Here is a 19,105-nt window from a genome sequence, read left to right on the forward strand (position 1 = left end):
TCAGTTCTTCAGCAGACTGGCCGCGTCCACCGAGGCGGACTGACGGGCCCGGAAGATCGCCATGATGATCGCCAGGCCGACGACCACCTCGCAGGCGGCAACCACCATCACGAAGAACGCGACGACCTGACCGTCGAGGTTGCCGTGCATCCTGGCGAAGGTGACGAATGCCAGATTCGCCGCATTCAGCATCAGCTCGACACACATGAACATCACGATGGCGTTGCGGCGCAGCAAGACTCCGGCGGCTCCGATGGTGAAGATGAGCGCGGACAGATACAGGTAGTTCGCCGGGTTCACGATTCATGCCCCCGCGGTGCGCTGTTTCGCGGGATGAGCACCGAACTGACCGAGCTGGGTGCGGCGGTGCCGTCGGGTAGCCGGGCGGGCATGTCGACGGCGTTGTGCCGGGCATACACACCGGGATTGGGCCGCGGTGTCGGATGCCCGCCGGGTGCGAACCGCTCGGTGGCCAGCTCGCGTTGCGTCTTGCGCCGGTCGAAGCGTTCCCGGTGGGCCAGCAGCATCGCACCGACGGCGGCGGTGATGAGCAGCGCGCTGGTCAGCTCGAAAGCCCAGACGTAGCGGGTGAAGATCAGCACGGCCAGCCCCTCGACGTTGCCTCCGGCATTCGCTTCGGCCAGTCCGGTGAAGCCACCCGCGGTCCCGCCCACCGATGCGCTGCCGATGCTGCCGGTCAACAGGACCCCGAAACCCAGCCCGGCGACGATGGCTGCAACGCGCTGCCCGCGCAGGGTTTCCACCAGTGATTCCGAGGAGTCCACACCGATGAGCATCAGCACGAACAGGAAGAGCATCATCACCGCGCCGGTGTAGACGACGATCTGCACGACGCCGAGGAACACCGCGTCCTGGGCGATGTAGAGCACCGCCAGGTTGATCATCGTGACGGCGAGGAACAACGCGGAGTACACCGCCTTGGGCGCGGCCACCACACCGATCGCCGCCGCCAGCGCCAGCGCGCCGAGCACCCAGAACACCACTGCCTCACCGGTCGAGGTCGCCGTCATCGGGTCGCCTCCGATGGCCGCGCCAGTCCGTCGGTGCGGATGTTGCCGCGGTAGTAGTCCTCATCGGTGCTGCCCTCGGCCATGGCGTGCGGCGGCGCGGTCATGTCCGCCGTCAGCGGGGCGAGCAATTTATCCTTGCCGTAGATCAGGTCGGCGCGATTGTCGTCGGCCATCTCGTAGTCGTTGGTCATGGTCAGCGCCCGCGTGGGGCAGGCCTCGATGCACAACCCGCAACCGATGCACCGCAGATAGTTGATCTGATAAACACGCCCGTACCGTTCGCCGGGCGAGAATCGTTGCTCCTCGGTGTTGTCGGCGCCCTCGACGAAGATGGCGTCGGCCGGACACGCCCAGGCGCACAGCTCGCAGCCGATGCACTTCTCCAGGCCGTCGGCGTACCGGTTGAGCTGATGCCGGCCGTGATAGCGCCCAGCGACCGGCCCGGGCTTCTCCGGGTACTGCTCGGTGATCGGCTTGTGCAGCATCGCCTTGAACGTGACACCGAATCCGGCAAGTGCGTCACCGACCTTGGACATCGGAGTACTCCTTCGGTTGCGTGCGCGGCGGACTCGGGATCGGGGGAATCGGGAAGGAACTCACCGCGTCGGGACCGGTGGGCAGCGTGAAGTGCGGGATGGCGCGCCGACGCACAGCGCGCCGGATCATCACCACGATGGCCAGTGCGGCGATCGCCGCACCGCTGACCGCGGCCGTCGTCCAGGCCGGGGCGCCCTGGTTGCGCAGGGTCTTGGTGACCGAGACGACCACGATCCAGCCCAGCGACAGCGGGATCAGCACCTTCCACCCCAGCGTCATGAACTGGTCGTAGCGCATCCGGGGCAGGGTGGCCCGCAGCCACATGAACAGGAACAGGAAGCCCCACACCTTCGCGATGAACCACAGCAGCGGCCACCACCCGGTGTTGGCGCCCTCGATCAGGCTGAACGGCAGCGGTGCCTGCCAGCCGCCGAGGAACATCGTGGCGGCCAGCGCCGACACGGTCGTCATGTTGACGTACTCGGCCAGCATGAACATGGCGAATTTCAGCGAGGAGTACTCGGTGTGGAAACCGCCGACCAGTTCACCCTCGGCCTCGGGCAGGTCGAACGGGGCCCGGTTGGTCTCGCCGACCATCGAGGTCACGTAGATCAGGAACGACGGCAGCAGCAACACGACGAACCAGGTGCTGTGCTGGGCGGCAACGATTCCCGAGGTCGACATCGTGCCCGCGTACAGGAACACCGCCACGAAGGACAGCGCCATCGCGATCTCGTAGGACACCACCTGGGCGCTGGAGCGCAGGCCGCCCAGCAGCGGGTAGGTCGATCCGGAAGCCCAGCCGGCCAGCACGATTCCGTAGACACCGATCGAGGTGACGGCCAGCACGTAGAGCACCGCCACCGGCAGATCGGTCAGCTGCAATGCGGTGGTGTGCCCGAACACCGACACCTCACCGCCCATCGGGATGACGGCGAACGCCATGATCGCCGGGATCACCGAGATGACCGGTGCCATCAGGTAGATCGGCTTGTCCACACCGGCCGGGATCAGCCCCTCCTTGAGGGCCAGCTTGATACCGTCGGCCAGGCTCTGCAACAGCCCGAACGGACCTACCCGGTTGGGGCCGAACCGCATCTGCATGCGGCCGAGCACCTTTCGTTCGACCAGGATGGCCACCAGGACGGTGAGCAGCAGGAAGACGAAGATCGCAAGGCATTTCGCGAGCATCAACCACCACGGGTCGTGGCCGAAGGAGTCCAGCGTCGGGTAGGTCATCCGGCCTCGATCCCGACGATGGCGCCCAGTGGTGCTTCGAGGGTGCGGTAGATCGCCGCGCCCACCGTGTTCAGTGGCACCCACACCACCCGGTCGGGCATGTCGGTGATCGCGACCGGCATATCGACGGCGCCCCGGTCGGTAAAGATCCGCACCGGATCCCCTTCCGCGCAGTCGATCTCGGCGGCGGTGACCGCCGACAGCCGGGCCACGGCCGCACGGGCGGTCCCGGCCAGATGAGGTTCACCGACCTGCAGTCGGCCGCCGTCGAGCAGCATCCGCCAGCCGGCCAGCACCGCCTGGCCGGGACCTGGCTCGACCGGATTTGGCTGGATCACCCGCGGAGCGGGCGGCCGGGATCCGACCCATGGGCCCAACCGGTCGATATCGGCGCGGACGGTTGCGGTGTCGGCCAGGTTCAGATCGACACCGACCTCGTCGGCCAGTGCCGCCAGCACGCGCATGTCCGAGGTGGCCGACGGCGGTAACGACGCCTCGAACGGCCGCTGCCTGCCCTCCCAGTTGACGAAGGTGCCCGATTTCTCGGCGACCGGCGCGACGGGGAAGACCACATCGGCGCGGTCGGTGACGGGGGAGTGCCGCAATTCGAGGCTGACGACGAACGGCGCGGCATCGATCGCGGCGGCCGCCTGCTCCGGATCGGGCAGATCGTCGATATCGACACCGCCGATCAGCAGGGCCTGCAGCGCTCCCGATGCGGCGGCGGCCAAAATGGCGTGCGTATCGCGGCCCTCGCGCACGGGCAGATCCTCGACGTTCCAGGCGGCGGCCACCTCCGCACGGGCCCGGTCATCGGCGAGGGGCCGCCCACCGGGCAGCAGATTCGGTGTCGCGCCGACCTCCAGCGCGCCACGATCCCCGGCGCGGCGCGGGATCCACGCGATCCGCGAACCGGTTGCCTCGGCCAGCGCGCAGAGTGCCGAACAGGCCCCCGGTGCCGTGGCCAGCCGCTCGCCGGCGAGGATGAGGGTGCCCGCGGGCAGGGCATCGTGCATGCCGGCCAGCGCGGCGGCCTCGGTTCCCGGCACCGTCATGACGAGCGCGCCGCCCATCTTGCTGAGCCCACGGGTGGCGAACGGTGCGATCGCGGTCACCGGCAGTCCCCGCTTGCGGAATGCCTTGCGCAGCCGAAGGAAGACGATCGGTGACTCTTCTTCTGGTTCGAACCCGACCAGCAGCACCGCCGGCGCCGACTCGATATCGGTGTAGCCGACCGTCTGCGGCCGGCCGGCGACGGAGTGGGCCAGGAAGTCGGCCTCCTCGCTCGAATGCTGCCGGATCCGGAAGTCGATATCGTTGGTGCTAAGCATGATCCGGGCAAATTTGGCATAAGCCCAGGCATCCTCCATGGTGGACCGACCACCGACCAGCACCCCAGCGTTGCCGGCGGCGGCCGTCAGGCCGCGCACCGCCACGGCGATCGCCTCCGACCAGGAGGCCGGGCGTTGGCTGCCGTCGGGATCACGCAGCAGCGGGGTGTGGATCCGGTCGCCCTGAGTTGCGTAGGTGAAGGCCCAGCGGCCCTTGTCGCAGTTCCACTCCTCGTTGACCTCTGGATCGTCACCGGCCAACCGGCGCAGTACCTTTCCGCGGCGATGATCGGTGCGCTGCGCACAACCCGACGCACAGTGTTCGCAGACGCTGGCCGAGGAGACCAGGTCGAACGGCCGGGCGCGGAACCGGTAGGCGGTCCCGGTGAGCGCACCGACGGGGCAGATCTGCACGGTGTTGCCGGAGAAGTACGAGTCGAAGGCCTCGCCTTCGGCGATGCCCACCTGTTGCAGCGCACCGCGTTCCAACAACTCGATGAACGGGTCGCCGGCGATCTGGTCGGAGAACCGGGTGCACCGAGCGCAGAGCACACACCGTTCGCGGTCCAGCAGCACCTGTGCGGAGAGGTTGATGGGCTTCGGGTAGGTCCGTTTCACATCGGTGAACCGGGAGTCCGTCCGCCCGTGCGACATCGCCTGGTTCTGCAGCGGGCACTCGCCGCCCTTGTCGCATACCGGGCAGTCCAGCGGATGATTGATCAGCAGCAGTTCCATCACGCCGTGCTGCGCCTTGTCGGCGATCTCGGAGGTCAGCTGGGTGCGCACCACCATGTCCGGCGTGACCGTCGCCGTACAGGACGCCAACGGTTTGCGCTGCCCCTCGACCTCCACCAGGCACTGCCGGCATGCCCCGACCGGGTCCAGCAGCGGGTGATCGCAGAAGCGGGGGATCTGGATACCCATCAATTCGGCGGCCCGGATGAGCAACGTGCCCTTCGGCACGCTGACCTGGTGACCGTCGATGGTCAGCGACACCATCTCCACGCCGGTGGTGTCGCCGGCAGGTCCGGCAAGCGTCATGCCCGTGCCCCCTTTGTCTCGGCGAGCAGGCTCATGTATCCCCAAAAGTGGCCATGGTCGGGGGTATAGGTGTCTGCTCGCGGGGTAATGGTCACCGGCCCGCCTCCGCCGTCGCGAACACCGTCGACGCGTGCGGGTCGAACGGGCACCCCGACCCCAGATGCGCCAGGTACTCGTCGCGGAAGTATTTGATCGACGAGATGATCGGGCTCGCGGCGCCGTCACCGAGTGCGCAGAACGATTTGCCGAGAATGGCATCGGAGATGTCGAGCAGCGTGTCGATATCGGTGGCCGTGGCGCGTCCGGTCTCCAGCCGTTCGTAGATCTGGGTCAGCCAGTATGTGCCCTCCCGGCACGGTGTGCACTTCCCGCAGGACTCGTGGGCGTAGAACTGCGTCCATCGCCGGACCGCGCGCACCACACAGGTGGTCTCGTCGAAGATCTGCAACGCCTTGGTGCCCAGCATCGACCCGACACCGGCCACTCCCTCGTAATCCAGTGGCACGTCGAGGTGTTCGGCGGTCAGCAGTGGGGTCGACGACCCGCCCGGGGTCCAGAACTTCAATACGTGGCCGGCCCGCACACCGCCCGCGTAATCGAGCAGTTCGCGCAGCGTGACACCCAGCGGCGCCTCGTATTGACCCGGTTGCGTGACATGTCCGGACAGCGAGTACAGGGTGAAGCCGGGGGACTTGTCCGAACCCATCGAACGGAACCAGTCGACCCCGCCGGCGATGACGGCGGGCACACTCGCGATCGATTCGACATTGTTGACCACCGTGGGGCAGGCATACAGACCCGCGACGGCGGGGAACGGCGGCCGCAACCGGGGCTGGCCGCGCCGGCCCTCCAGCGAGTCCAGCAGGGCGGTCTCCTCGCCGCAGATGTAGGCACCCGCCCCGGCGTGCACCACCAGCTCGAGTCCCGCTCCTAGGTATCCCGCGTCGTAGGCCTCGGCGACCGCACCCTGCAGCCGGCGCAGCACCGGTACCACCTCACCGCGTAGGTATATGAAGGCGTGCTCGGCGCGGATGGCGTGCGCGGCGATGATCGCGCCCTCGACGAGTGCGTGCGGGTTGGCCATCAGCAGCGGAATGTCCTTGCACGTACCGGGTTCGGACTCGTCGGCGTTGATCACCAGGTACTTGGGCTTGGGGTCGTCCTGGTTGATGAACGACCACTTCTGTCCGGTGGGGAATCCGGCCCCACCGCGACCGCGCAGTCCGGACTCCTTGACCATCGCGATGAGCGCGTCGGGATCCATCGACAGGGCCGTGCGCATGGCCTCGTAACCGCCACGGCGCCGGTAGCCTGCCATCGTCCAGGAGTCGGCATCATCCCAGTGCGCGCTGAGTACCGGAGCCAGGGTCACCGACGGTCCCCGTTCCTCGGCGGCAGATCTTCCGACGGTGCCGGTGCGGGCTGATCGCGCACCGATTCCTCGGTGAGGCGTTCGTCGTCGGGCTTCTGCACCTGGGCCGGTGCGCCGGCTTCGGGTGCGGTCATACCGCGTTCGCGCGCGATCCGCAGGCCCGCCAGCGTTGCCTGCCCCGGGACGCCGTCGTTGGCACCGGGACGCTCGTCGGGAAACCCGGCGAGGATGCGGGCGGTCTGTTTGAACGTGCACAGCGGTGCGCCGCGGCTGGGTCTCACCTGGGCTCCCGACCGGAGGGCATCGACGAGATCACGTGCCGTGGAGGGTGTTTGGTTGTCGAAGAACTCCCAGTTCACCATGATGACGGGTGCGAAGTCACATGCCGCGTTGCACTCGATGTGCTCGAGGGTGATCGACCCATCCGCGGTGCTCTGCCCGGCGTGGACGCCGAGGTGATCCTGCAGGATGTCCAGGATTGCGTCACCGCCCATCACCGCGCACAGGGTGTTGGTGCACACCCCGACCAGATACTTCCCGGTGGGGGTCCGCCGGTACATCGAGTAGAACGTGGCGACCGCGGTCACCTCGGCCGGGGTCAGCGCGAGTTGCCCGGCGCAGAAGGCGATACCGGCGGGTGTGAGGTAACCGTCCTCGGACTGCACCAGATGAAGCAGGGGCAGCAGGGCCGACCGGGCCACCGGGTAACGCGCGATGATCTGGGCGGCATCGGCGGCCAGTCGGGCCGTGACCTCCTCGGAATAGGACGTGGGCCCGGCGCCGATCGGGGGACCTGCCTCGTCGGGTCGCTGGCCGAGCATGAGATCGACGGCTGTCACCTGAGCATCACCTGTCCACGCCTCCCATCACCGGGTCGATCGAGGCCACCGCGGATATCGCATCGGCGACCATGCCGCCCTCGCACATCGCGGCCACCGCCTGCAGATTGGTGAACGACGGGTCGCGGTAATGCACCCGGTAGGGCCGGGTCCCGCCATCGCTGACCATGTGCACACCCAGCTCACCGCGCGGTGATTCGACCGCGACGTACACCTGACCTGGCGGCACCCGGATGCCCTCGGTCACCAGCTTGAAATGGTGGATCAGCGCCTCCATGGACGAGCCCATGATCTTGGCGATATGAGCGGGCGAGTTACCGAGGCCGTCCGGGCCGAGCTCCAGGTCGGCGGGCCAGGCGAGCTTCTTGTCGGTGAGCATCACCGGGCCGGGCCGCAGCCGCGACACGCACTGCTCGACGATCTTCAGCGACTGTTTCATCTCGTCCACGCGGATCAGATAGCGGCCGTAGGCATCACAACCGTCGTCGGTGCAGACGTCGAAATCGTAGGTCTCATAACCGCAGTACGGCTGGGCGCGGCGTAGATCGTGCGGTAACCCGGTGGCGCGCAGCACCGGACCGGTGACGCCGAGGGCCATGCAGCCGGTCAGGTCCAGGTAGCCGATACCCTTGCTGCGGGCCTTCCAGATGTAGTTCTCGCGCAGCATCTTCTCCAGGTCGCGCAACTGATCGGGTAGCACCTCCAGCAGTCGGCGCAGCTGCGGCATGGCCTCATCGGGCAGATCGGCGGCCAATCCGCCGGGCCGGATGTAGGCGTGGTTCATCCGCAGCCCGGTGATGGTCTCGAACAGCGACAGGATCTCCTCGCGGCCGCGGAAACCGAAGAACATGGCCGACATCGCGCCCAGTTCCATGCCGCCGGTGGCCAGTGCGACGAGATGGCTGGAGATCCGGTTGAGTTCCATGAGCATCACCCGGATGATGCTGGCGCGTTCGGGGATGTCATCGGTGACGCCGAGGAGCTTTTCGACCCCCAGGCAGTAGGCCGTCTCGTTGAAGAACGGGGACAGATAGTCCATCCGGGTCACGAAGGTGACACCCTGTGTCCAGGTGCGGTATTCGAGGTTCTTCTCGATCCCGGTGTGCAGATACCCGATACCGCAGCGGGCCTCGGTGATGGTCTCGCCCTCGATCTCCAGGATCAGGCGCAGCACCCCGTGCGTGGACGGGTGTTGCGGGCCCATGTTGACCACGATGCGCTCGCCGGCGTGCTCACGTGCCGCGGCCACGACCGCATCCCAGTCCTGGCCGCCGACCATCACGACGGGCGGGTCTGCCTCTATCGTCATCAGTTGTAGGACCTCCGCTGGTCGGGCGGCGGTATCTGCGCCCCGTGGTACTCGACGGGTATGCCGCCCAACGGATAGTCCTTGCGCTGCGGATGCCCTACCCAGTCGTCGGGCATCTCGATGCGCGTCAGCGAGGGGTGCCCGTCGAAGATGATGCCGAAGAAGTCGTAGGTCTCGCGTTCATGCCAATCGGTCGTCGGGTAGACCGAGAACAACGACGGCACATGGGGATCGGCGTCGGGCGCGGTCACCTCCAGCCGGATCCTGCGGTTGTGGGTGATCGACATCAGCGGATAGACGGCGTGCAGTTCGCGGTCCTGCTCACCGGGAAAATGCACCCCCGAGACCCCGAGGCAGAGTTCGAATCGCAGGGCAGGGTCATCGCGCAGGGTCTGGGCGACGGCCAGCAGGTGGGCACGGCGCACGTCGAGGGTGAGCTCATCGCGGAACACCACGACGCGTTCGACGGCAGCGGTGAACCTGTCGCGGCCCAATATCGCGATCAGGGCGTCGACCACTTCGTCGAAGTAGTCGCCGTAGGGGCGCGGGGAGCTACCCGGCAGCGCGACCTCGCGGACCAGCCGGCCATAGCCGGAGGTATCCCCGGTGCCGCTGACACCGAACATGCCGCGGCGGGTGCCGATCACCTCTTGGTCCTGCTGTTCGGTCTGTCTGTTCGCTCCGCAAGCGTCGCTCATGCGATTCCCTCGCAGGCTCGGGTCCCGCATGCCACCTGTTGGTCCGCTCCGCAAGCGGCGCTCATCGCAGCAGCCCCGTCAGTTCGATGGTCGTCGGGGATGCCAGCGCGGCCTGCTCGGCGGCGGCCACGGCCTCGGCGCGATTCACTCCGAGCGGCATCTCGGCGATCTTGGCGTGCAGTTTGAGGATCGCATTGAGCAGCATTTCCGGCCGGGGCGGGCACCCCGGCAGGTAGATGTCCACCGGGACCACGTGGTCGACGCCTTGGACCACCGCGTAGTTGTTGAACATCCCGCCCGAGGACGCGCAGACACCCATCGCCAGAACCCATTTCGGCTCGGCCATCTGGTCATACACCTGGCGCAGGACCGGGGCCATCTTCTGGCTGACCCGGCCGGCGACGATCATCAGGTCCGCCTGCCGCGGGGTCGCCGAGAACCGCTCCATGCCGAACCGGGCGATGTCGAAGCGTGGTCCGGCGGTGGCCATCATTTCGATGGCGCAGCACGCCAGGCCGAAGGTCGCCGGCCACAGTGAGCCCTTGCGGACATAACCGGCCACCTTCTCCACGGTGGACAGCAGGATGCCGCCCGGCAGCTGTTCTTCTAATCCCATGACAGACCACCTCGCCGCCAGACATAGGCGTAGGCCACGAAGACCGTGAGCATGAACAACAGCATCTCGACCACTGCGAACAGGCCCAACGAGTCGAAAGACACCGCCCAGGGGTACAGAAACACGATCTCGATATCGAAGATGATGAACAGCATCGCCGTCAGGTAGTACTTGATCGGGAATCGCTGTCCCGTCGCGATCTTGGCGTCCGCGGCGGGCAGTAGCGGTTCGATGCCGCACTCATAGGCCTCGAGCTTGGCCCGGTTGTAGCGGCGCGGGCCGATGAACGTGGCGATACCCACCGAGACGATGGCGAATGCCGCCGCGATCGTCCCGAGCACCAGAATCGGTGTGTAGACGTTCATGTCTGTGCCGCTCTCTCGGGGGAGTTTCGATGTGAGCTAGAACACAGCTTAGACACGTCAACGGTCGGGGCGCCGCATTTCCGATAGGATTTCGCCCATCAGCTACGGTCGCCCGTCCTCACCGGCGAGGATGATGAACAAGCAACGGCCGCAGCGTGTTTCGTGATGGATCTACAATGCTGACCGGAGCAGGTCGGCCGCCGCTTCGCCAAGCCTGATCGGATCGATCGGATGAGACACCGCCGCTTCGGCGCGTGACCAGGACGCCAGCCAGGCGTCGTCGCGGCGCCCGGTCAGCACCAGAATCGGCGGGCATTCCTCGATCTCGTCCTTCAGCTGCTTGGCAAGACCCATCCCGCCGGTCGGGGTCGCCTCTCCGTCGAGAATCAGCAAGTGCAGACCACCCTCGGCTACCCGGGTGAGCACCATCGGGGCGGTCGCCACCTCCAGATAGCTCAGTTCGGGCAGGTCCGGGTGGATCCGCCGGCCCAGTGCAGAGCACACCTGTTCCCTGGTCCGGTTGTTGGAGCTGTACACCAGAATCCGCAGCTGGGCATCGGGGTCGGCCACACCGCCGATGCTACGGCTGCCGGACGAACACCGCGGCCGCTTCGACGCCTGCCGCATCCCCCATCATGCCCATCAAGTTGCCGTCCACGCCCAGATTGCGCCTGTTGAGCGTGGCCGTCGTGCTCAGCTGCACCGCGCCGCTGCCCAGGTTGCGGACATGTACCGGCAGGTCGAGTTCGGATTCATGGCCCTTCACCGTCAGGCGCACGTGCAGGGTGACCCAGGACGGTGAGGTGACCTCACCGGACTCCGCCACTATCTCCACGGTGGGGAAGGCCTCGACATCGAAGAAGTCGGGAGACCGCAGATGGGCGTCGCGGCGCTTGATGCCGGTGCGCACCGACGCCGCATCGATGCGCAGCGTGCCGGTGAGTTTGTCACCGTCGACCTGCGCGTCGCCGTCCACAGCGTCGAACTCGCTCTTGACGTGGACAAATCCCCAGAAGGTGGGGCTGTGCGTGGTGATGGTGGTGCGCTCGGCATCCAACCGCCAACGACCAGCCCAGTCCTGCAGGTCCATCTGTGCTCCCTCAGTTGCCCAGCAACGGCGCCATCTCTGCGGGGTCGAAGTACTCGTCGATCCGGGTGATCAGCCCGTCGGTACCCACCTTGATAACGATGCATACCCGTAAATGGATCGAAGCGCCAACGCTGGCGTCGGCGTGCAGGATGTGCTGTTGTACGAAACCGCCGTCGAAGAACTGGCGATCGAGGATCTCGTAACGCCGGGCGGCCGTCGTGCGCAGGAACCAGCGGATGACTTTCAGGGCCTGCGCGCGATCGTTGTCGGTGGCATCGCCGCTGTGCCACACCAGGACGTCATCGGCCCACAACGCCTCGATCTGCGGGTAGTCCCCGCGTTCGATGGCATCGAACAGACGGTCCGCAACGGCTGCGCTCATATCTCTTGACCTCAACTATTCTTCAGGTTGAACACTGACCGCATGAGACAACGATTCGATACCGCCTACGAAACACACACCGCGCCTTGGGTGATCGGTGAGCCACAACCCGCCATCGTGGCCCTGGAACGCACCGCAGCGTTGCGCAGTCCGATACTCGACATCGGCTGTGGGCTCGGGGAGCACACCATCATGCTGACCCGGCTGGGTTATGACGTGCTGGGTATCGATTTCGCGCCGCACGCCATCGAGCAGGCCAGGGCCAACGCCGCCGCCCGCGAGGTGGACGCGCGCTTCGAGATCGGTGATGCGTTCAGCCTCGACGGTGTCTACGACACCATTCTGGACAGCGCGTTGTTCCACATCTTCGACGCCACCGACCGCGCCCGCTACGTCCGCGCCCTGCACCGGGTTCTGACCCCGGGCGGTCATCTGCACCTGCTGGCGCTCTCGGATGCCGGCCGCGGCTTCGGACCGCAGGTCGGCGAACAGGTGCTCCGGACCGCCTTCGCCGACGGCTGGGACGTGGAGTCGCTGAACACCACGACCTACCGCGGGGTGGTGGGAGAGGCGCACGCGCCGCTGCTGGGTCTGCCGATGGGGACGGTGGTCGACGAGCCGGCCTGGCTGGCCAGGGTGCGACGGCTCTGAACGCAGGACACCCGATTCGGTGTCCGCGTCGGGTGTCGTCATTCGGTGTCGTAGCCCGGATGGGCCACGGCCAGCCGTCGCGCCACCAGGGCGTGCAGCACCGGCAACACGTCGGCGTCACGGCCGTCGAGATCCCCGGTCCGGATGGCCGCCGCCAAGCTCGCCTCGTCGGCGAACCCCAGCAGATCCGGCGCGGGCTCGGTATCGAGCAACTCCCGTTCGACGGTGCGCAGGACATTGGCCGCCACCCGAGCGTGGAAGTTGACCGCACCCGCGTCGGCGAGTCGACTGTCCGGCCCCGTCGCCGCGCGTACCTCACCCTCCAGGAACTCCGCGACGGCGGCGACGAGCTCGGCGGCGGTGGGGCGGTAGTGCAGATCGGTCATGCTGCCTCCAACAGAGTGAGCAGGTCGTACTCGGTCTCGCACACCCGGCGCCCGATCGCCGCGAGCTCGACCGATCGGGTCTGCCCCGACCGGTGCCGCTCGAACTGATAGCGGCAGATGACTCCCCAGCGCAATGTGGCGGCGACCAGCCACCAGCGCAGCGCCGCACGGTCGACCGCCGCACCGCCCGCGGCCTCATAGGCGGTGACGAAGTCCTCGATGCTGCCGAGCCCGCCGGCGGCGAGTTCGCGCGGGGCGCCGAAGCGCCAGGCCCTGATGCAGAACCAGGCGAGATCGTCCAGTGCCTCGCCGATGTGGGTGAGCTCCCAATCCAGCACGGCGGCCAGCCCGCCGTCGTCGACGATCAGGTTGCCCATCCGGAAATCCCCGTGCACCAGCACCGGGGGCGTGCGGGCCGGGCGATTCCGTTCGAGCCACCGGAAGGCGTACTCGAATACCGCAGTGGTATCGCCCATCTCGTCGAGCTGTGCCCGCCATTCGTCGAGCGGGTCGGTGATCGGCAGTCCGATTCCGTCCGGGTCTGCGCGGTGGATGGCGGCAAGCGCCTGCGCGCACTGGTCCAACAGGAGCGCGCGGGCCTGTGCGTCGAGGGTGCGCTGGATCCTGCGCACGATCGTCTCGCCACCGATGAAATCGCAGATCAGATAGGGAGTTCCCAGGACCGCACCGGCGTTGTCGGCGGCGAGGACCGCCGCGACGGGCGCGCCGGCTTCCGCGGCGCGCCGCAGGGCGGCCGCTTCCAGTTCCATGCCGGCGTGCACATCGTCGGGCGGGCCGGTGCGCAGGATGAGGGCTCGGTCATCGGCGTCGAACGCCCAGGTTGCCCGGCTCGCGCCGCCGGTGAGCACCCGCAGGTCGGTGATGCGGTCGGCGCCGAGCACCGCGGCCAGTCGCTCGGCCAGTGACTCCTCGGGCTGCGCGCTCACTTGCGGCCGAATTTCAACATGCGCTGGGCGACCCGACGGATCTGGATCTCCTCGGCCCCCTCGGTGATCCGGTAGCGGCGGTGGTGGCGATAGATGTGTTCGAACGGCTCGTGCCGGCTGTAGCCGATGCCGCCGTGGATCTGCATGGCGCGGTCGGCCGCCTCGCACACCAGGCGATTGGCACGGTAATTGGCCATCGACACCTTGTCGGAGACCTCCATGTGGTGGTCGCGATCCAGGTGCCAGGCGGCGTAATACACCAGCAGACGCACCATCTGTGCCTCGGTCTGCAGCTCGGCCAACGGCCACTGCACGGCCTGGTTCACCGACAGCGGCTTGCCGAACACGATGCGTTCCCCGGCGTAGGCGGCGGCGCGGTCGATACAGTACTGAGCCGCCCCGAGGCTGCTGGCAGCCTGTCGAATCCTGTTCTCGTGCAGGAAGGTCTGGCCGACCTCCAGGCCGTGGTCGACCTCGCCGAGGACCGCATCGGACGGCACCCGGACATCATCGAGTTCGACCTCGCCGTGGTCGCTGGGCATGTTGAACGTCCACCAGTAGTACGGCACGCTGAAACCCGGGGTGTCGGTCGGGACGAGGAACGCGGTGATACCCACCGCCGACCCCGACTCGCCGGATGTGCGGGCGAAGATCAGGTCATGGGTCGCCCGGTGCACGCCGGTGTTCCACCGCTTGGCGCCGTTGATCACCCAATCGTCCCCGTCGCGGACGGCGGTGGTCTCCAGCCAGGTCGCGTCGCTGCCGTGGTCGGGTTCGGTCAGGCCGAAGGCCATCGAGCGGGCGCCGGTCAGCAGTGCTTCGATCCACTCGGCCTTCTGCGCCTCGGTGCCGAACCGGCTCATCATGATGACCTGTGGGAAGTTGCCGACGATCGAGGACTCGTCCTGCAGGTCGTTGTGCAGTCCCAATCCCTTGTGCGCCAAGTGTTCCCTGATGGCGGCCATGTCCAGGTTGGAGCCGCCGCGACCACCGAATTCCTCGGGCAGCCCATAGCGCAGCCAGCCTGCGGCGTCGGCGCGCCGGCGCATCTCGTCGAGCAGATCTTCCCACTCGCGGCGGGGGACACCACCGTTGTCGAGATCGGTGCGGGCGAACTCACGCCGACGGTCGAAGTACTGCATGTTCTCGCGTTCCAGCGGCTTGATCTCGGCCTCGATGAAGGCGTCCATCTCCTGGAGCAGGGCGGGAAGATGTTCCGGTAGCGCGAAATCCACGTTGATCTCTCTCGATTCAGTTGCCGTAAAGGGTTTTCTTCCAAATGGCCGACAGGGTGGTGATGGCGTCGTCATCGCTGATCTGTAGCGCGGTGCCAGGATTTCCCACCACGACGACGGTGAAGTTCTCGAACAGCAGCGCTATCGCCGCCGCGATGTGTTCGGGCTCCAGGTCTTGGGCGTAACCCTGCTCACGGGCGCGGCGTACCGATTCGGCCACCAGATCCATCCCGAAGCGCCGGAACTGGTACTGCACCTCGGCAAATCGGGGTTGGGTGGCGGCGAGCTGGGCGACGGCGATCATGATGCCGATATTGCGCTTGAACAGGTTCCAGTATCCGGTCACCACGGTGTGGAAATAGTCCGTGTCGGCGGGGGAGTCCGGCAGCGGGACCTTGGTGCCGGACGGTTCGACGATATCGTGCAGGAACGACTGGGCCAGCGAGGCCAGCAGATCCTCCTTGTCGTCGAAGTAGCGGTAGAACACCGCAGCGGACTTACCAGCGGCGGAGGTGATATCGGCCAACGTGGTGCCATGGAAACCGCGCTCGGCGAACAGTTTCCGCGCCGCCAGCTCGATCGCCTCGCGGGTCTGGCGGCCCTTGGCCGTCAGCGAGGACGATGGGTCCGATGCCGCGGACGGGTGCGCCATCTCAGCCCGCGATTCGATCGCCGGCGCGCAGCAGCGCACTGGGCAGGTCGTGACCGACGGCGCGCTGGGCAATCCGCGCCGCGGCGATGGCCGCGTCGAGGTCGACGTCGGTGTCGATATTGCTGTCGCGAAGCAGATAGACCAGATCCTCGGTGGCGATGTTGCCGCTGGCCCCCGGCGCGAACGGGCAGCCGCCGAGGCCACCGATCGACGCGTCGAGGCGGGTGATGCCGGCCTGTACGGCCGCAAACGCGCTGGCCAGCCCCGCCCCGCGGGTGTTGTGGAAATGTGCGCCCAGCGGCAGCCCGTCGACGATCGGGCGGATGGCCTCGATCAGGGTGCTCACCCGCAGCGGGGTGGTGGTGCCGATGGTGTCGGCGATGGCGATGCGGTCCACCCCGAGTTCGACGGCGGCCGCGGCGATGTCGAGGACTCGTTGCGGATCGGTCGGGCCGTCGAACGGGCAGTCCCAGGCCGTCGCGATGATGACTTCGACGCGTGCCCCGCTGTCGTGGGCGATCCGGGTGACATCGGCGATCGCCGTGGTCGCCTCGGCGGTATCGCGTCCCACATTCGCGCGGCTGTGCGCATCGGATGCCGACACCACGTACTCGATGGAGTCCAGTCCGGCCGCGATGGCGCGCTTGGCCCCGTTCGGGCTGGCCACCAGCGCCGAGAACTCGACATCATGAGATGCCCTGTACCGGTGTAATTCCTGGGCCAGTTCGGCAGCGTCGGCAAGAGCGGGCACCTTCGACGGTGAGACGAACGCGGTCGCCTCCACTTCCCGTACTCCGGTGGCGACGATCGCCTCCAGCAATTCGACCTTGGCCGACAACGAGAGCGGCGCCTCGATCTGCAGGCCGTCGCGCAGGCAGACCTCGCGGATATCGACCTTGGCTGGCAGGTTCATCGTCACAGCACCCCCTCGGTGCGTAAGGCGTCGAGTTCCTCGGCGCCGAGTCCCAGCAGGCCGGTGTAGACCTCGTCGTTGTGTTGGCCGGGATGCGACGACCCGGCGTTGCGGATCGAGCCCGGCGACTCCGAGAGCACCGGCACGATGCCCGGCCCCTTGACGAAGCGCCCGATCCGCTCATCCCAGTGGTCGGCGATCATGCCGCGGGCCTGCAGCTGCGGATCCTCGACCACCTCGGCGACGGTGTTGATCGGTCCGCTGATCACCCCGGCCTCCGACAGGGTGTCGATGATGTCGTCGGGTTCGCGACATGCGGCCCAGGCACCGATGATGGCATCGAGTTCGTCCTGATTCCGGCCGCGCGCAACGTGGTCGACGAATCGGTCGTCGGTGGCCAGTTCGGGTTGACCCATCGCGGCACACAAGCGGCGGAAGACGGTGTCCTGGTTGGCGGCGATCACCACCCAGCTGCCGTTGGCGCTCTGGTAGATGTTCGACGGCGCAATGCCTTCCAGCCGAGTGCCCGACGGGCCGCGCACGACACCGCCCACGTCGTAGTCCGGGATGGTGGATTCCTGGACGGCCAGGCAGCTTTCGGTCAGCGCGGTGTCGACGATCTGGCCTTCACCGGTGACCGTGCGCCGATACAGCGCGGCCAGGGCGCCTTGCGCGGCGAACATGCCTGCCAGGCTGTCACCGAGCGACAGCGCCAGCCGTGGCGGCGGTCCACCCGGGAAGCCGTTCATGTGGCGCAGACCGCTGGCCGCCTCGGCCACCGAGGCGTAGCCGGCCTTGCCGGCGTCTGGTCCGGTCTGGCCGTAGCCGGAGACCCGCACCAGGATGATGCCCTTGTTGCGGTCCTTGAGCACCTCGTAGCCGAGGTCCCATTTCTCCAGGGTGCCGGGGCGGAAGTTCTCCACGATCACATCGGCGCGGTCGACCAGTTCCAGGAAGAGCTCTCGGCCGCGGCCGGTGCGCAGGTCGAGGGTGATGGCTTTCTTGTTTCGGGCGTGCACCGTCCAGAAGAAGTGGTGCCCGTCCAGCTCGGCCTGTCCCCAGGTGCGCAACGGGTCCGGGGTGGTCGGCAGTTCGATCTTGATGACCTCGGCACCCATATCACCGAGCAGGCGCGCGGCGAACGGCCCCGAGATCAGCGTCCCGAGTTCGAGTACCCGGATACCGTCCAGCGGTCCGGTGACCATCAGCTCGACAACCCGTGGCGGTGTAGCCAATCGGTGCAGATGGCGACCGCCTCGCGCAGGGTTCCGCGCTGATCGGGGCCGGAGTAGTAGTGGTTGGCACCGTGGATCTCGTGCATTTCCTTGTCGGGGTGCCCGATCGCCTCGAACAGCCTTCTGGTGTGGCTGGGCGTGCAGGCATCATCGGCCAGGTTGCCGATCACCAAGGTCGGCACCGCGATATCGGGGCCGGCCTTGACCGCGTCGCCGTTGGCGTCGTCATAACTCCACTGTGACAGCCAGCTGCGCAGCGTGCAGAACCGGGCCAGTCCCACCGGGCTCATGTTCACCACCTGAGGATCGCCCAGATAGCACTGCCCCGGGGTGCGTTCGTTGGGATCCACCGTCGGGTCCAGCCAGCGCGGGTCGGCCATGGTGCCGTGTACGACGAATGCGTACTCGTCATCAGGACGCCCGGCGGCCTTCAACTCCGCCAGCTTTTCTTTGACCCACTTCGTGATCCGGCGGTTTCTGGCGATCTGTGCCGCGTGGTATCGGTCGAGGAACTCGCTCGTGTACGGCGGCTGGTTGGGGTTGGCCGGGTTGTAGAGATCGAGTTCGGGGTCCCGCTTGGATGGGTCGTTCTCGTCAAGGATGGAGGCATCCATCCATTCGGTCATGGTGCCGTGCCGACTGATGTGCGCGGCCAGCAGCATGATGGCGTCGGCGGGAATGAGACCGAGCTCGGTGAGGTCCGGTCCGTCACCGGAGGGGCTCGCGGTCACGGTCGGGTGCTGCGCCTGCTGTTGGTAGAACACCGACAGCGAACCGCCGCCGCTCCATCCGGCCAGCACGACGCGCGAGTAGCCCAGGCGGTTCTTGGCATCCTTGATGCACTCGCCGAGGTCTTCGACGACCTTCTCCATGAGCAGCGCCGAATCGGTGCCGCGGAAACGGCTGTTGCAGTAGATGACGTGGTGGCCCGCGCGAGCAAGCGCATTGATCATCGGCAGATAGGCGCCGCCCCCGATCGGGTGCATGAAGACCAGCACGGTGTCGGAGGGCTTGTTCTTCGGCCTGAGCAGATAGCTCTCCAGGACGACCAGTTCGGCGACGCCGCCGTAGACGTCGCGGACACTGGAATTGTTCTGGTAGGCAACCAGATACGGGATGCGGTCATACTCGAACTTCGCGGGTGCTTCGGTGCTGCTCATCAGTGCTCTTTCTTCTTCGCGCGGGCGCTCATCAGTGCTCTTTCTTCTTCGCGCAGGCGCTCATCAGTGCTGTTTC

The 19,105-nt window shown here is 67.0% G+C and carries 22 protein-coding genes; 1 reads left to right on the forward strand and 21 read right to left on the reverse strand.

What is annotated here, in order from left to right; all coding sequences use genetic code 11:
• The 14 genes from nuoK to FBY28_RS21210 all read right to left on the reverse strand — a co-directional run bounded on the left by nuoK (nt 1) and on the right by FBY28_RS21210 (nt 11,850).
• Nucleotides 1-300 (reverse strand): NADH-quinone oxidoreductase subunit NuoK, encoded by a 300-nt coding sequence (gene nuoK / locus FBY28_RS21145; RefSeq protein WP_019514398.1) that lies wholly within the window; start codon nt 298-300, stop codon nt 1-3.
• Nucleotides 297-1,031: an NADH-quinone oxidoreductase subunit J gene (locus FBY28_RS21150; protein ID WP_141869232.1), complete on the reverse strand. Its 735-nt coding sequence runs from the start codon at nt 1,029-1,031 to the stop codon at nt 297-299. The genes nuoK and FBY28_RS21150 overlap by 4 nt, the downstream gene beginning before the upstream one ends.
• Entirely contained in the window at nt 1,028-1,567 is a 540-nt protein-coding gene (gene nuoI / locus FBY28_RS21155; protein WP_141869233.1) for an NADH-quinone oxidoreductase subunit NuoI, read from the reverse strand. Before nuoI ends, FBY28_RS21150 begins: the two co-directional genes overlap by 4 nt.
• Nucleotides 1,551-2,807 (reverse strand): NADH-quinone oxidoreductase subunit NuoH, encoded by a 1,257-nt coding sequence (nuoH, locus tag FBY28_RS21160; protein ID WP_141869234.1) that lies wholly within the window; start codon nt 2,805-2,807, stop codon nt 1,551-1,553. Before nuoH ends, nuoI begins: the two co-directional genes overlap by 17 nt.
• Nucleotides 2,804-5,179, reverse strand: coding sequence for an NADH-quinone oxidoreductase subunit G (locus FBY28_RS21165; protein WP_141869235.1), 2,376 nt, complete (start codon nt 5,177-5,179; stop codon nt 2,804-2,806). Before FBY28_RS21165 ends, nuoH begins: the two co-directional genes overlap by 4 nt.
• A 91-nt stretch (nt 5,180-5,270) precedes the next feature.
• A complete protein-coding gene (gene nuoF / locus FBY28_RS21170; RefSeq protein ID WP_141869236.1) occupies nt 5,271-6,551 on the reverse strand; it encodes an NADH-quinone oxidoreductase subunit NuoF in 1,281 nt (426 codons plus the stop codon).
• Nucleotides 6,548-7,390 (reverse strand): NADH-quinone oxidoreductase subunit NuoE, encoded by an 843-nt coding sequence (gene nuoE, locus FBY28_RS21175; RefSeq protein WP_286178340.1) that lies wholly within the window; start codon nt 7,388-7,390, stop codon nt 6,548-6,550. Before nuoE ends, nuoF begins: the two co-directional genes overlap by 4 nt.
• A 7-nt stretch (nt 7,391-7,397) precedes the next feature.
• Nucleotides 7,398-8,699, reverse strand: a complete 1,302-nt coding sequence (nuoD, locus tag FBY28_RS21180) for an NADH dehydrogenase (quinone) subunit D (RefSeq protein ID WP_141869237.1) — start codon at nt 8,697-8,699, stop codon at nt 7,398-7,400.
• Nucleotides 8,699-9,397, reverse strand: coding sequence for an NADH-quinone oxidoreductase subunit C (locus tag FBY28_RS21185; RefSeq protein ID WP_141869238.1), 699 nt, complete (start codon nt 9,395-9,397; stop codon nt 8,699-8,701). The genes nuoD and FBY28_RS21185 overlap by 1 nt, the downstream gene beginning before the upstream one ends.
• Nucleotides 9,398-9,458: 61 nt before the next feature.
• On the reverse strand, nt 9,459-10,013 hold the full coding sequence (locus FBY28_RS21190; protein WP_019514407.1) for a NuoB/complex I 20 kDa subunit family protein: 555 nt from the start codon (nt 10,011-10,013) through the stop codon (nt 9,459-9,461).
• A complete protein-coding gene (locus FBY28_RS21195) occupies nt 10,004-10,378 on the reverse strand; it encodes an NADH-quinone oxidoreductase subunit A (RefSeq protein ID WP_083060460.1) in 375 nt (124 codons plus the stop codon). Before FBY28_RS21195 ends, FBY28_RS21190 begins: the two co-directional genes overlap by 10 nt.
• Nucleotides 10,379-10,549: 171 nt before the next feature.
• Nucleotides 10,550-10,948: an Rv3143 family two-component system response regulator gene (locus FBY28_RS21200; protein ID WP_141869239.1), complete on the reverse strand. Its 399-nt coding sequence runs from the start codon at nt 10,946-10,948 to the stop codon at nt 10,550-10,552.
• 10 nt (nt 10,949-10,958) lie between these two features.
• Entirely contained in the window at nt 10,959-11,468 is a 510-nt protein-coding gene (locus FBY28_RS21205) for a YceI family protein (protein WP_141869240.1), read from the reverse strand.
• Between the two features lie 10 nt (nt 11,469-11,478).
• On the reverse strand, nt 11,479-11,850 hold the full coding sequence (locus FBY28_RS21210; RefSeq protein ID WP_141869241.1) for a nuclear transport factor 2 family protein: 372 nt from the start codon (nt 11,848-11,850) through the stop codon (nt 11,479-11,481).
• Nucleotides 11,851-11,892: 42 nt separating this feature from the next.
• On the opposite strand from FBY28_RS21210, the gene FBY28_RS21215 reads away from it, so the two are divergent.
• Complete coding sequence (locus FBY28_RS21215; RefSeq protein WP_141869242.1) at nt 11,893-12,501, forward strand: class I SAM-dependent methyltransferase; 609 nt, start codon at nt 11,893-11,895, stop codon at nt 12,499-12,501.
• Between the two features lie 38 nt (nt 12,502-12,539).
• On the opposite strand, the gene FBY28_RS26095 is transcribed toward FBY28_RS21215, so the two are convergent.
• From FBY28_RS26095 to FBY28_RS21245, 7 genes are read right to left on the reverse strand one after another with little or no spacing between them, the layout of a single operon-like run.
• The gene (locus FBY28_RS26095) at nt 12,540-12,887 is read right to left on the reverse strand and encodes a DUF6285 domain-containing protein (RefSeq protein ID WP_216847874.1); all 348 of its coding nucleotides are present in this window, start codon (nt 12,885-12,887) and stop codon (nt 12,540-12,542) included.
• Complete coding sequence (locus tag FBY28_RS21220) at nt 12,884-13,834, reverse strand: phosphotransferase family protein (protein ID WP_216847875.1); 951 nt, start codon at nt 13,832-13,834, stop codon at nt 12,884-12,886. Before FBY28_RS21220 ends, FBY28_RS26095 begins: the two co-directional genes overlap by 4 nt.
• Nucleotides 13,831-15,069: an acyl-CoA dehydrogenase family protein gene (locus tag FBY28_RS21225; RefSeq protein WP_141869243.1), complete on the reverse strand. Its 1,239-nt coding sequence runs from the start codon at nt 15,067-15,069 to the stop codon at nt 13,831-13,833. The genes FBY28_RS21220 and FBY28_RS21225 overlap by 4 nt, the downstream gene beginning before the upstream one ends.
• Nucleotides 15,070-15,085: 16 nt before the next feature.
• On the reverse strand, nt 15,086-15,721 hold the full coding sequence (locus FBY28_RS21230; protein ID WP_141869244.1) for a TetR/AcrR family transcriptional regulator: 636 nt from the start codon (nt 15,719-15,721) through the stop codon (nt 15,086-15,088).
• A 1-nt stretch (nt 15,722) separates the two neighbouring features.
• Nucleotides 15,723-16,634 (reverse strand): hydroxymethylglutaryl-CoA lyase, encoded by a 912-nt coding sequence (locus FBY28_RS21235; RefSeq protein ID WP_141869245.1) that lies wholly within the window; start codon nt 16,632-16,634, stop codon nt 15,723-15,725.
• Between the two features lie 2 nt (nt 16,635-16,636).
• On the reverse strand, nt 16,637-17,839 hold the full coding sequence (locus FBY28_RS21240; protein WP_141869246.1) for a CaiB/BaiF CoA transferase family protein: 1,203 nt from the start codon (nt 17,837-17,839) through the stop codon (nt 16,637-16,639).
• A complete protein-coding gene (locus FBY28_RS21245) occupies nt 17,839-19,029 on the reverse strand; it encodes an alpha/beta hydrolase family protein (protein ID WP_174241699.1) in 1,191 nt (396 codons plus the stop codon). Before FBY28_RS21245 ends, FBY28_RS21240 begins: the two co-directional genes overlap by 1 nt.
• Nucleotides 19,030-19,105 lie beyond the last annotated feature (76 nt).

Origin of the sequence: Arthrobacter sp. SLBN-53 (genome assembly GCF_006715585.1) — a bacterium.
GTDB lineage: Bacteria > Actinomycetota > Actinomycetes > Mycobacteriales > Mycobacteriaceae > Mycobacterium > Mycobacterium neoaurum_A.

Bases quoted from the DNA above. Each gene is read 5' to 3' on its own strand.
- FBY28_RS21215 (WP_141869242.1), top strand. From the start codon at position 11,893: ATGAGACAACGATTCGATACCGCCTACGAAACACACACCGCGCCTTGG.
- FBY28_RS21190 (WP_019514407.1), bottom strand. From the start codon at position 10,013: ATGGGATTAGAAGAACAGCTGCCGGGCGGCATCCTGCTGTCCACCGTG.
- FBY28_RS21210 (WP_141869241.1), bottom strand. From the start codon at position 11,850: ATGAGCGCAGCCGTTGCGGACCGTCTGTTCGATGCCATCGAACGCGGG.
- FBY28_RS21165 (WP_141869235.1), bottom strand. From the start codon at position 5,179: ATGACGCTTGCCGGACCTGCCGGCGACACCACCGGCGTGGAGATGGTG.
- FBY28_RS21185 (WP_141869238.1), bottom strand. From the start codon at position 9,397: ATGAGCGACGCTTGCGGAGCGAACAGACAGACCGAACAGCAGGACCAA.
- FBY28_RS21230 (WP_141869244.1), bottom strand. From the start codon at position 15,721: ATGGCGCACCCGTCCGCGGCATCGGACCCATCGTCCTCGCTGACGGCC.
- FBY28_RS21195 (WP_083060460.1), bottom strand. From the start codon at position 10,378: ATGAACGTCTACACACCGATTCTGGTGCTCGGGACGATCGCGGCGGCA.
- FBY28_RS21235 (WP_141869245.1), bottom strand. From the start codon at position 16,634: ATGAACCTGCCAGCCAAGGTCGATATCCGCGAGGTCTGCCTGCGCGAC.
- nuoI (WP_141869233.1), bottom strand. From the start codon at position 1,567: ATGTCCAAGGTCGGTGACGCACTTGCCGGATTCGGTGTCACGTTCAAG.
- FBY28_RS21240 (WP_141869246.1), bottom strand. From the start codon at position 17,839: ATGGTCACCGGACCGCTGGACGGTATCCGGGTACTCGAACTCGGGACG.
- FBY28_RS21150 (WP_141869232.1), bottom strand. From the start codon at position 1,031: ATGACGGCGACCTCGACCGGTGAGGCAGTGGTGTTCTGGGTGCTCGGC.
- FBY28_RS21245 (WP_174241699.1), bottom strand. From the start codon at position 19,029: ATGAGCAGCACCGAAGCACCCGCGAAGTTCGAGTATGACCGCATCCCG.
- FBY28_RS26095 (WP_216847874.1), bottom strand. From the start codon at position 12,887: ATGACCGATCTGCACTACCGCCCCACCGCCGCCGAGCTCGTCGCCGCC.
- FBY28_RS21205 (WP_141869240.1), bottom strand. From the start codon at position 11,468: ATGGACCTGCAGGACTGGGCTGGTCGTTGGCGGTTGGATGCCGAGCGC.
- nuoD (WP_141869237.1), bottom strand. From the start codon at position 8,699: ATGACGATAGAGGCAGACCCGCCCGTCGTGATGGTCGGCGGCCAGGAC.
- nuoH (WP_141869234.1), bottom strand. From the start codon at position 2,807: ATGACCTACCCGACGCTGGACTCCTTCGGCCACGACCCGTGGTGGTTG.